Here is a 10717-nt window from a genome sequence, read left to right as displayed (position 1 = left end):
CACCGTCTCCGGTGTCAGCGGGGTGCGGCCTTCCGGCGGACCACGTCCTCATAGGTCCGCCGGAGGGTCTGTGCCACGGCCTTGATGGTGAAGTGCTCATTGACCAGCTGCCACGCAGCGTCCCCTGCTTCGGCGTTGGCCTTCGGCTCCAGGAGTTCGAGGATCGCCTGCGCGACCTTCTGGGCGTTGGCCTCGTCCTCGCCGACCCGGCTGTCGATCACCCGGCCCGCCCCGGCCTCCGCTACATCGGGGCCCAGCCCGCAGGTACGGGTGATCACCACGGGCGTACCGACCGACATCGCTTCGAGGACCGAGACCCCGAGCGGTTCCTCGATCGACGGCAGTACGTACACATCGGCGCGCCGTCCGGCGGCGAGAACCTCTTGGTGGCCGAGCGGTCCCACATGGTCGAGCGACTCCAGCACTCCCAGTCTCGCGGCCAGTTCCAGCGTTCCGGGGAGTGCTCCGGTGTCCGGTCCTGCCAGCACGAACCGGGCATCCGGGTACTTCGCAAGGACTGCGGGCATCGCGGCGACGAAGTCCTCCGGGCGCTTGCGCTCCTGGATCCGGGCCAGGAAGAGCACCGTCGGCGGCTGCCCCGGGTCCCGGGCGGGCTTGCGCTTCTGCGGGCGTACGCCGTTGACCAGCCGTACGGTGCGGGTGAGCGGCACCGGGGCGGCCACGGCATTCACATCGAGGCGTTCCATCTCGGTCAGGTGCAGCACCGCGTCGGCGCCGCGCAGCACCTTACGGACGCCCAGCAGGTCGGTCAGCTGGGCGACGCGCTTCTCGGTCGGGTCCACCATGCCGTGTGTCTGGACGACCAGCGGGCGGCGCAGGGCCAGCGTGAGGAGGGCGGCGGGCAGCGTCACCAGGTCGCGCATCAGATGGACATGGACGAGATCCGCCCCGCGCATCCTGCGCCGGGCGGCCAGCAGCAGCGCGCCCGATGTGATGCCACTGACCTCGAACATCGGCAGGAGGTGACGGGCCTGGAAGAGGTGGGCGGGCACGCCCTCGACCTCACTCGGCAGCTCGCCGACGAAGCCGTCGCCGAGCGCCATGATCCGGGCGTCGTCGCCCTGGGCACGCTGGACCTTCGACAGGTTGAGCGCCACTCGGGTCGGACCGCCGAACGCATGGTCCGGAGTGTGCAGCGTGACGATGTGCAGGATCTTCACCAGAGTCCCCCTCGACCTCGGCCTACTCTTCACAGAGTAGTCAGCCTGATTACCCCAAGTGGGTTGATTCGTTAGAGTGTTCACCGGTCCACGGAACGGGGGACGTATGACGTCCGTGCACGAGACGGTGCCGTCCATACCCCTGCAACGGGGTGGCGGTGGCCGGCGGGTCCAGCCTCCGGCGAAGCCGATGTCCTGGGCGATGCTCTCGCGGGCGCTGGCCGTGCCGCTCATCCTCGGCCTGGTCTGCTTCCTGCCCGCGGTGATCGCCGCCCAGCCGGGCACGGGCGTCCGCGACACGGCCTATTGGCTGCAGCTCGTCCTGACCTGCTATGCGGGTGCGCGGCTGGCCACGATGATCCTGTCGACCGGACGGCGGCTGCTCCAGGGCGTCTTCTGGATGTTCGTGTACATCGCGATGGGGGTTGCTCCGTTCGCCCAGGCGGTCATCGGCCAGACCCCGACGCCGATGGTCGGGCCCCGGTCGGACCTGGTGACGGCGATCTCGCTGATCCTGGTGGGCTGCGCGGCGTTCGACCTCGGTGCGCTGCTGGCGTCCCGGCGACCGCTGCGCCGTCGCACGGCGGTGCGCAGCGGGGGCGGCCCGGCCACCGCGCACCGGATCAGACTGCGGCTGCTGGTGCTGATCGCGTTCGCCGCGAGCGGGTACTACATCCTGAAGCTCGGCGGGCCCGCCATCTTCTTCACCAGCCGCCAGGAGATCAGCGCCACCGTCGCCGTCAGTTCGGTCGCGTCCCCGGAGTCGAACGTGGGCTCCGCCTTCCTCAAGGGCTTCGGTACGGTGCCCGCCCTGTTGGCGCTGCTGTTCTACACCCGTCGACTGGTGACCTCGCGGCGGGCCCGGCGCTCCCCCTCGACGGTTCTGGTCTGGCTGGCGCTCGCGATCCTCAACATCATCGTCAACAACCCGATCTCCAATGCCCGTTACTGGTTCCTGACGGTGCTGGTCTCGCTCCTTTTCACCGCGTTCCCGAGCAGCGCCGCGATGTACCGGTCGGTGCTCGCGACGGGGGTGGTCGGGGCTCTGGTGCTGTTCCCGTACGCGGACCGCTTCCGGTACGACGACGCCGGGTACCGGCCGGTGCAGTCGTCGTCCGTCTTCGAACCGCTGGCGACGAAGGACTACGACCAGACGGTGATGTTCGCGAACACCATCTCCTGGGTCGACACCCGTGACCACACGTACGGGCGTCAACTGGTCGGCTCCGCGCTGTTCTTCGTGCCGCGGGCGGTGTGGAGCGGCAAGCCGGAGGACACCGGCGTCCGGGTCGGCCAGTGGATGGGGATGAACATGACCAACCTCTCGGCGCCGCTGTGGACCGAGTTCTGGGTCGACTTCGGCGCGCCGGGGATGGTCGGCGGTCTCGCACTGATCGGGTACGCCGCCGCGCGCACCGACCGCCGTTACGCGCTGGCGGTCTCCCGGGACGGACCCGGACCCGGAAGTGTCCTGGCCATCGCGGCGCCGCTGATCGCCGGGTACACATTCATCCTGCTGCGCGGACCGCTGCTGCAGTCCGTCGGGAAGCTGGCCATCGGAGCACTCTGCCTGCTGCTGGTCACGAGCTTCAGGGGCCGGGGCGGGACGCGGACACGCTGACCGGAGGCTGCGCGGGCGCGGTGCGACGGTGCAGCCCGGCCACCCGGATCCAGGTCGCCACCGCCTTGCAGACGGATCCCAGACACAGCCCCCAGGCAGCACCCTGCACGCCGCCGACCGCGTAGCCGCCCGCCAGGAACGCGACGGCGGCGAGCGAGAACACCACCTGGATGGCGAGAGTGGTGCGCGGGTCCAGCATCCGCAGCGCCAGCAGCCCGCAGGTGCCGACGGCCATCGCCGTGTACTGACTGCCGGTCGCCGGCAGCAGTGCCGCCGCCGTGGGCCAGGTGTCACCGAGCAGATGGCGGCCCACACCGTCGGGCAGCAGCGCGAGCGCGGTGGCCCAGACCGCGGCCGTGGCGGCCAGGACGGCGGCCACACCGGCGGTGGCGCGTATCCGGCGCCCCTCGGAGCCGAGCCGTCCGAGCAGGGGTGGACCGAAGCTGGTGGCGGAGGTGAACAACACGTTGAGCGGCCCGAAGAGCGTGGTCGCGCCACGCAGCGCGCCGACGACCAGGGGGTTGCCGAACACACCGAGTCCGAGAACGGAGAGCTGGCTGGTCGCGTTGCCCACGCCGAACTCGACCACGAACCGCCGCCCGAGGTGTCCTCGCCGCATCAAAACCTTCAACCTCCGCTGCGTACCGGCGACGTGGCGGCGCAGCAGGGCGGCGGAGAGCAGCAGCGCGGGCAGCGCGGACAGCCCCCAGACGGCGACGAGCCGTGCGGCCGGGGCGCCGTACGGCTGGACGGCCAGGGCGCCCAGCACACAGGCGAGCCGCAGCACATCGCTCGCCAGCGCCAGGTGCGGCCGCTGCAGGGTGGAGAAGGCGTAGCGCATGGCGTCCTGTCCGAGCACGACGGGCAGGACGAGCCCCAGGACCATCAGGGCGCGCGCGGTGTCCCCGGGCACGAACAGGCAAACCGCGGCCAGCAGCGCGCCGAGGGCCGACGCGGCGAGGAGGGTGAAGTCGACCGCCGACCGGCAGGCGCCGCGCACCTCCTCGCCGGCGCCGCGCCGCAGCACGAGCGGCTGTCCGGTGTAGGCGCCGGAGATCCCCAGCAGCACCGTGAAGACGAGATACACGGCCGAGAAGCGGGCGAAGTCGGCGACGGTGGAGAGCCGTGCGGCCGCCACCAGCACCAGGATGTTGGTGAGGGCCGCCACCCCTTGGTCCGCGACGGAGCTGACGACCGCGGTGCGTGCTCTCACCGGCGCCCTGCGGAGGTGTCGAAGGTGCGCAGTCCCAGGGTTTCGGTGGGATCGCCGGTGTGTTCGGAGCCCTCGGGTCCACCGCGGCCGTCCTGCCCCGGCCGGCCCCCGTTGGTGCGGCGCCTGCCGGACTTCTGGCGCGCCCTGCGCTCGAAGCGGCCACGCCCGGGATGCAGCAGGGTGCCGAGTACGGTGCCGCCCGCCGCGCCGATGATCTCGCGGATCCGTTCCAGGTCGCTGCGGTGGACTTCGCGTGGGTCGCAGACCACCACGACGCCCTCGACTCGGTCGATCAGGGCGACGGCGTCGGCGTAGGACAGCACGGGTGGCGCCAGCACGATGACCACCGAGCCGGGGCGGTCCCCCTCGGCGACGATGCGGCTGACGGGCGCCGAGGTCAATGCGCGCGGCACGTTGTCGATCCGGCGTCCGGCGATCAGGGTGAAGGCGCCGGAGCCGGGCACGTCCACGTTCGTACGACTGTCCGACGGCCAGGCGCGGTCGTCGCCCTCCGCGGCCCAGCGGGGCCTTCCCTGTACGGCGGGGCCGAGATCGCGGGCCAGGGACGGGGTACGGAGATCGGCCTCGACGAGGAGCACGTCACGGCCCATTTCGGCGAAGGCGGCTGCCAGGTTGACCGCCGCGGCGGTGGCCGCTTCGTTGTCGCCGCGCGGGGCTGTGACGAGGAGTCGCCGGCGCTGTTCGAACGACGGGTCGTAGGCGAGACGGAACGCCACCGCCCGGTATTCCTCGGCGAGCCTGCTGCCGGTTCGTCCGATGGCGAGCAGCGCCCCCTGGGAGCCGCGTTCCTTCGGCAGGGTGCCGAGCAGCGGGGCACCGAGCGAGCGGACCAGCTCCCGGGTGGAGCGAACCGCCGGGTCGAAGACGAGACGCACCCAGGACAGCAGCAGACCGAGCGCGAGCCCGACGACGCCGCCGAGCCCGAGCAGCAGGGGCAGTCCCGCCCCCGTGGGCTTCTCCGGTGCGACGGGCTTCTTGTTGAGATAGCCGGGCGTGGTGTCCAGAGCGCGCAACTCCGATATTTTTCTGCTCAGTTCGGAGATCGCGACCACCAGGTTGGCTCGGGCGCTGGTCACGTCGTCACCGCTGGTCCCGGCCGACTCGCCGGCCAGCTTGTCGCGCTGTTCGGTGAGCGGCTTCAGCTGGGCGCGGTAGCCGTCGACCATGTTGTCGATGCTGTTCTCGGTGCGCTCCCTGCGTATCTCCAGATAGGCGTCGGCGAGCGCCTCGGCCCGCTGCTTGGCCAGGGCGGGGGTGCGGGCGGTGTAGGAGAAACGCAGCACGAGGGTGTTGGGCGGGTTGGTGACCTGGAGACCGGCGAGCAGCTTCCCGACCTTCACCCGGTCGTCGCGCCGCACCAGGGCGCGAGCGGCAATGGTGCCCACCGCGTCGCTGACAGCGGTCTGCCGCTCGGAGCCGATGTTGATCCCCTTGTCGGCGGAGGCGCCGGTGGCGAAGGGGTCGGAGGTGGCGTTGCGGACGAACACCTCGCCGGTGGCCGTGTAGCTCGCCTCACTGCTGAGGGCGAGCCAGCCGCCGCCCAGCAGTCCGACGACCACGCCGACGGCGAGGAGTACGCGGTAGCGCAGGAGTTGCCGGAACTGGTCGCGCAGCAGAGCGGGTTCGTCCTGCTCCTCCAGCGCGCGGATCGGATGCGTCATCGGCGTGGTCTCCCTTGTGGGTCTTCGAGGACCTCGGTGAGCAGGGCGTCGAACCGGGCGAGGCCCGCTTCGCGGCTCAGGTGACGTGCGACGTACTCCGGCCCTCGGGCGCCCAATGCGTCCGCCTCGGCCGGTCCCTCGACGAGCTTGCGTACGGCTGCCAGCAGCGCGCCGGGATCCTCGGGAGCGACCAGGACCCCGGCGCCGGAGCGACGCACCTCCTGGGCGGTGCCGCCCTCGTCGGCCACCGAGGCGACAACGGGGCGGCCGGAGACGAAGTACGAGGTGAGTTTGGACGGCACGCTCATGTCGAGCACGGACGCGCGCTGTGTCACCGCGAGGACGTCCGCGGCGGCCAGGACGTCGGTGAACTCGTCCGCACCGGCGGGCGGCAGGAAGTCGAGGTTGGGCAGGCCGGCCGCGCGGGCGCGCAGTTCCTCGCGCTGATTGCCGTCACCCATCAGCGCGATGCGCACATCGGGAGCCAGTCGGGCCGCGTCGACGAGGACGTCGAGTCCCTGCTTGAGCCCCATGTTCCCGGAATGCAGCACCACCGGGGTGTCGGCGTGCCAGCCGAGCCGGGCCCGGGTCGCGGCACGGTCGATGGAAGGGCGTTGCACATGGCTCCAGTTGGGGACCAGGCGGATGCGTCCCGGGTCGACGCCGTAGGCGGTGACACGGGAGACGAAGCTCTCGTGGATGACGCCGACGAGGGAGGCTGAGCGGAGCGCGTACCGCTCGGCCCTCGCGGCGACGGCCGCCGCCCGGTCCCCGCCACGGATGCCGCTCTGCGCGGCGGCGGCGCCCATCAGGTCCTGTACGACGGGTATGTACGGGACCCGGTGGCGGCGGGCCAGCCTGGCGCCGATGACACCGCCGGCCAGGCTCGGCATCTGGGATACCACCGCGTCCGGCCGGGACCCGGGCGGTGCGAGCAGACCGTGCGCGAGCACGGTCGCCTCGAACGCAGCTCTGCGAACAGCGGTCTGACGGGGCGGCACATAGTGTCTCCGCCGGTGGACCAGCACCCCGGCGCGACTCTCGGTAGTTCGCCAGACTCCCCTGTACTCGGCGTCCGTGCGCCAGGAAGGGTAGTGCGGCATGCCGGTGAGGACGTGGGTCTCCGCTCCGGACGCGGCCCAGTGCTCGGCGAGTTGTGCGGCATACGGGCCGATTCCGGTCAGCTCCGGAGCATAGTTGGTCGACACCACGAGAAGCCTGCGGTATGCGAACGGCTTGTCGTGATCAGCATCGGACATTGGACGATCACCTTCCCCCCGGTACAGCCTCTGTTCCCCCGAGGGAACAACCCCAAAAGTGAGCTTATCCGTTCACGTGATGCGCAAGTGGTCTTCACAGTAAGGTCATTGCACCATCAGCACGGATACCGATATCCCGCAGGACCGGATGCCATGTCCGGATACCTGCGACCGGAACACGGACATCATGTTCACCGTGGGGGGAGAGAACGGATGGTGCACAGGGTCGGCTACGCGCCGGGGGTCTACGACCTTTTCCACGTAGGGCACCTGAACATCCTGCGGCATGCCCGCAGCCAGTGCGACTACCTCGTGGCGGGGGTCGTCTCGGACGAGATGGCCGCGCTCGCCAAGGGCCACAAGCCGGTGATCCCGCTGCCGGAGCGGCTGGAGATCGTCCGCAGTGTGCGCTATGTGGACGCGGCGTTCGTCGAGACCGTTCCCGACAAGGTCGAGACGTGGCAGCAGGTCAGGTTCGACGTCATTTTCAAGGGGGACGACTGGCGCGGCACGGAAAAGGGGGAACGACTCGAGCGCGACTTCGCCGAGGTCGGTGTGGAGGTGGTCTACTTCCCCTACACCGTGCACACGTCCAGCACCCAGCTGCGCCGGGCGCTGGACACCCTCGTCAGTCCGCAGCCCGGAGCGCTTTCAGCTCCCTGAACCACTTGACGAGGAACGCCACGAGGAACAGCGCGTGCACGACGGCGAGTGCGGCATAGCCGATACGGAACGCGGTCTCGTCGCCGTACAGCAGGAACACCAGGCAGAACACCCCGTAGTCGGCGGGGAGCAGCGCCACGGCCCGCACCCGGGACACCGGGGCCGGGGCCGTGGCACGGCCGGCCGGTGCGGGGCCGGCCGGTGCGGGGCCGGCCGGTGCGGGGCCGGCTGCCGCCTTGCCGAGCTGCTCGCGCAGCAGACCGGCGCAGAAGGTGAGCACCGCGACGAACAGGAAACCCAGCGGCAGCAGCAGCCAGCCCTCGCCGGGCAGTTGCGCAAACCGTTGGAACGAGATCAGTACGGCGGTGTGTACGAGGATCAGCTTGGCGCAGTCCACGACATGGTCCAGCCACTCTCCGTCCGGCCCGCCGCGTCCGGTCAGCCGGGCGAGCTGCCCGTCGGCCGAGTCGAAGGCAAAGCCGACGGCCAGCCCCGCGTACACGGCGAAGGCGAGCCCCCACGAGGGCCGGACCAGCGCCACCGAGGCAACTGCGGTGAAAGTGAAGGCCGCGCTGACCAAGGTGACTTGATTGGGTGTGAGCCCGATCCGGTAGGCGCCTGCGGCAAGCACACGCCCGGCCGGGCGGTTGACATACCGCGAGTAGAGCGACACACCCTTTGCGGTCTTCTGCGCGCCGCGCAATTCGCGCAGCACCGTGCCTGTGGATCCCATCCGCCCCCCAGCGTCCAGCCGTTCCCGCAGCGCCGGCGAAACACCGAAAGCGCTGCGGCCGGAGCCGCATCATGGCACGGAGAACCTCATTCAGGTGAGCTCTCCCCCGGTCCCGGCCCGGCAGACTGTCGGCTCAGGCGGGTGCTGATCTGCACTCCGGGTGACCCCATCCGTTCGGATTCTTCGCGATCATGTCCTTCGCCGCGTACGGCTTTCCGCAGTGGCAACGCCCGGCGAACTTGGCCCGGATGGTGCCCCCGGTGCGCGCGGGACGTGCCGCGCCCGCCGTCTTCCTCTTCGCCGCCGCGCTGCTGCCCCGGCTCTCGGACGCCCTGGCCGGGGCGGGCTTCGGCAGCGGGGAGCCGTGCGCCGTGCCGGCCGCCTGCTGCGTCACGGCGGCCTCGCTGGCTGCTTGGTCGGCAAGGGCGTTGAGCGGATCGCCGTCCACCTGATGGGCCGGCACATAGACGAAGCGGACGGTCCGGCCGCTCAGCAATTCGTCGATGCGGACCACCAGCTCCTGGTTGGCCACGGGCTTGCCGGCCGAGGTCTTCCAGCCGTTCCGCTTCCACCCCGGCAGCCACTTCGTCACCGCGTTCATCGCGTACTGCGAGTCCATCCGGACCTCGGTCTCGACGGCCGGATCCGTGGCCTCCAGCAGCGACTGAAGTGCGGTGAGCTCGGCGACGTTGTTGGTCGCCGTGCCCAGCGGCCCCGCCTCCCAACGCTGCGGAGTCCCCTGCACATCGGCCACGACCCATGCCCAGGCCGCAGGCCCCGGATTCCCCTTCGATGCCCCGTCACACGCGGCGATGATGCACTCGTTCATACCCCTGATCATGCCAGCGCCGACCCGGCCCACGACCCTATGGGCAGCCGGTAACGGAGCGTAACGGTTCGGAATGCGGTGACAGCCGGACGCTGGTTCTCTGAATGAGCCCGCTCTTCCCTACCGTCCTAGGAGTGACGATGAGCGTTGCAGGCGAAACCAGTGGCCGCGCCCAGGAGATGCGCGACAAGGCCCGGCACCTGACCGAGGCCGCGGAGCGCGCGACCGACCCGGAGCAGCGTCAGCGGCTCCAGGAGAAGGCGCGGAAGCTGCAGGAGCAGAGCGAGCAGCTCGGCAACATGGGCTCCGGCGACATGCGCCGGCCCAAGTAGGCAGCCGCACCACGTGAACGGTCGGTGGTCTGCCGCTCTTCCATGAGTGAGCGGCAGGCCACCGACCTCGCTTACGTTCGGACACGGTTCAGACCCCGGCACGTACCGTGGCTGCGCGAAGGGCACGAATGCCGGCGAGCCCAGCGCCACCGCGGCGATCACGCCGTTGGACAGAACCTGGGCACAGGTCTCCAGCCGGCGCAGATCCTGGCGGTCGAGGACCAGCCCGAGGATGGGCCCCGAGCCCGAAGGGTGTCCGCGCGTGCAGCGCTTGCACGGCGGCGACACCGAGCGCGGCACCGGAGCCTCGGCGCTGGGGCGGACCGGCGACCTGTCGGTCGGCGAACCGGTTTTCGCCCCCTCCACGGGGAACGGGTCCGGTGGGAACGGCTGCTGGATGACGCACGCCACCGACCGTACGGACGCGAGCAGTTGGCTGCTCGTCATCCCCTGCCGACAACCCGGGATCGGGTCCGCATCCCCGTACGCGTACCGCTGGGCCCGCACGGCAACTGGCTCCCCACCGAGGAGCGGACGCTCAGTCCATGACCGGCAGCGTGTAGCGGATCTTCTCCTTGGCCCGGCCGCCGAGACGGTCGTAGAACCGGATCGCTCCTTCGTTCCATGCGGGCGTCTGCCACTGCACCTCGGTGAGCCCCAGCTGCTGCGCCTCTGCCGCTACGGCATCCATGAGCAGCGCCCCGAGGCCCAGTCCCCGGTTGCCGTCACGGAGGAAGAGGCAGTCCATGTGAAGGTACTCGCGCCCCTCCCAGGTGGACAGTTCAGGCATACAGGTCGCATACCCGACGACCTCTCCGTCGGCCCGCTCCGCCACGAGGCAGCGCAACTGCGGGTCCGGAACGTCGAAGAGGAGCACCGCGAGTCGCTCCGCCAGGCCGGGGGACGGCGAGGCATCCTTCTCGTACGCGGCGTGCTCGGCGGCGAGTTCGGCGATGCGCGGCAGATCGGCGGGGCGCGCGTGCCGTACGTGGGGAGCACCGTTCATCGGATACCTCCGGTCAGGGTGGTCAGGGCGGCCGTCTGGTGGTGCGCCCATCATCCAGGGCTCTTACCCGGCCGCCTCGCGCCGGTCGGGCGCGGGCGCAATGGTGCGAACGGCCCTCGGACGATCTGCGGACGAGCTACGGGCGAGGGCGTCATGCTGTGCATGACCTCGCACCCGTTGCTGGAGAAAACCGAGTTG

10 protein-coding genes are annotated in these 10717 nt (G+C 70.6%); 3 read left to right on the top strand and 7 right to left on the bottom strand.

From position 1 onward, the window contains the following. Positions 1-14: 14 nt before the first annotated feature. On the bottom strand, positions 15-1181 hold the full coding sequence (locus tag ACFU8W_RS22890) for a glycosyltransferase (RefSeq protein WP_384040072.1): 1167 nt from the start codon (positions 1179-1181) through the stop codon (positions 15-17). 106 nt (positions 1182-1287) lie between these two features. Here ACFU8W_RS22890 and ACFU8W_RS22885 point away from each other — a divergent pair, with 106 nt between their 5' ends. Beyond that, the gene (locus ACFU8W_RS22885; RefSeq protein ID WP_384040069.1) at positions 1288-2802 is read left to right on the top strand and encodes a hypothetical protein; all 1515 of its coding nucleotides are present in this window, start codon (positions 1288-1290) and stop codon (positions 2800-2802) included. On the opposite strand, the gene ACFU8W_RS22880 is transcribed toward ACFU8W_RS22885, so the two are convergent. The 3 genes from ACFU8W_RS22880 to ACFU8W_RS22870 are packed head-to-tail and all read right to left on the bottom strand — an operon-like array spanning position 2771 to position 6956. After that, positions 2771-4015 (bottom strand): hypothetical protein, encoded by a 1245-nt coding sequence (locus ACFU8W_RS22880; protein ID WP_384040067.1) that lies wholly within the window; start codon positions 4013-4015, stop codon positions 2771-2773. The genes ACFU8W_RS22885 and ACFU8W_RS22880 overlap by 32 nt on opposite strands. Next, a complete protein-coding gene (locus ACFU8W_RS22875; RefSeq protein ID WP_384040064.1) occupies positions 4012-5697 on the bottom strand; it encodes a lipopolysaccharide biosynthesis protein in 1686 nt (561 codons plus the stop codon). Before ACFU8W_RS22875 ends, ACFU8W_RS22880 begins: the two co-directional genes overlap by 4 nt. Next, positions 5694-6956, bottom strand: coding sequence for a glycosyltransferase (locus ACFU8W_RS22870; protein WP_384040062.1), 1263 nt, complete (start codon positions 6954-6956; stop codon positions 5694-5696). Before ACFU8W_RS22870 ends, ACFU8W_RS22875 begins: the two co-directional genes overlap by 4 nt. A 213-nt stretch (positions 6957-7169) precedes the next feature. On the opposite strand from ACFU8W_RS22870, the gene ACFU8W_RS22865 reads away from it, so the two are divergent. Then, positions 7170-7619, top strand: coding sequence for an adenylyltransferase/cytidyltransferase family protein (locus tag ACFU8W_RS22865; RefSeq protein ID WP_345510803.1), 450 nt, complete (start codon positions 7170-7172; stop codon positions 7617-7619). Here ACFU8W_RS22865 and ACFU8W_RS22860 read toward each other — a convergent pair. After that, positions 7585-8352, bottom strand: a complete 768-nt coding sequence (locus ACFU8W_RS22860; protein WP_384040058.1) for a CDP-alcohol phosphatidyltransferase family protein — start codon at positions 8350-8352, stop codon at positions 7585-7587. The genes ACFU8W_RS22865 and ACFU8W_RS22860 overlap by 35 nt on opposite strands. A 133-nt stretch (positions 8353-8485) precedes the next feature. Next, complete coding sequence (locus tag ACFU8W_RS22855; RefSeq protein WP_384040055.1) at positions 8486-9181, bottom strand: ribonuclease H; 696 nt, start codon at positions 9179-9181, stop codon at positions 8486-8488. 140 nt (positions 9182-9321) lie between these two features. On the opposite strand from ACFU8W_RS22855, the gene ACFU8W_RS22850 reads away from it, so the two are divergent. Beyond that, positions 9322-9513 carry a DUF6381 family protein gene (locus ACFU8W_RS22850; RefSeq protein ID WP_327248010.1) on the top strand — a complete coding sequence of 64 codons (192 nt, stop codon included), beginning with the start codon at positions 9322-9324 and terminating at the stop codon, positions 9511-9513. Between the two features lie 538 nt (positions 9514-10051). Here ACFU8W_RS22850 and ACFU8W_RS22845 read toward each other — a convergent pair. Next, complete coding sequence (locus ACFU8W_RS22845) at positions 10052-10519, bottom strand: GNAT family N-acetyltransferase (RefSeq protein WP_384040052.1); 468 nt, start codon at positions 10517-10519, stop codon at positions 10052-10054. Positions 10520-10717: the final 198 nt, after the last annotated feature.

It is taken from the genome of Streptomyces sp. NPDC057565 (assembly GCF_042801455.1).
Classification (GTDB): domain Bacteria; phylum Actinomycetota; class Actinomycetes; order Streptomycetales; family Streptomycetaceae; genus Streptomyces; species Streptomyces yanii.
Note: the sequence above shows the minus strand (reverse complement) of the source record. Positions and strands in the feature narration are given on the sequence as shown.

Coding starts and splice junctions, on each gene's coding strand:
- ACFU8W_RS22845 (WP_384040052.1), bottom strand. CDS start 10,519: ATGAACGGTGCTCCCCACGTACGGCACGCGCGCCCCGCCGATCTGCCG.
- ACFU8W_RS22850 (WP_327248010.1), top strand. CDS start 9,322: ATGAGCGTTGCAGGCGAAACCAGTGGCCGCGCCCAGGAGATGCGCGAC.
- ACFU8W_RS22885 (WP_384040069.1), top strand. CDS start 1,288: ATGACGTCCGTGCACGAGACGGTGCCGTCCATACCCCTGCAACGGGGT.
- ACFU8W_RS22865 (WP_345510803.1), top strand. CDS start 7,170: ATGGTGCACAGGGTCGGCTACGCGCCGGGGGTCTACGACCTTTTCCAC.
- ACFU8W_RS22875 (WP_384040064.1), bottom strand. CDS start 5,697: ATGACGCATCCGATCCGCGCGCTGGAGGAGCAGGACGAACCCGCTCTG.
- ACFU8W_RS22870 (WP_384040062.1), bottom strand. CDS start 6,956: ATGTCCGATGCTGATCACGACAAGCCGTTCGCATACCGCAGGCTTCTC.
- ACFU8W_RS22855 (WP_384040055.1), bottom strand. CDS start 9,181: ATGAACGAGTGCATCATCGCCGCGTGTGACGGGGCATCGAAGGGGAAT.
- ACFU8W_RS22860 (WP_384040058.1), bottom strand. CDS start 8,352: ATGGGATCCACAGGCACGGTGCTGCGCGAATTGCGCGGCGCGCAGAAG.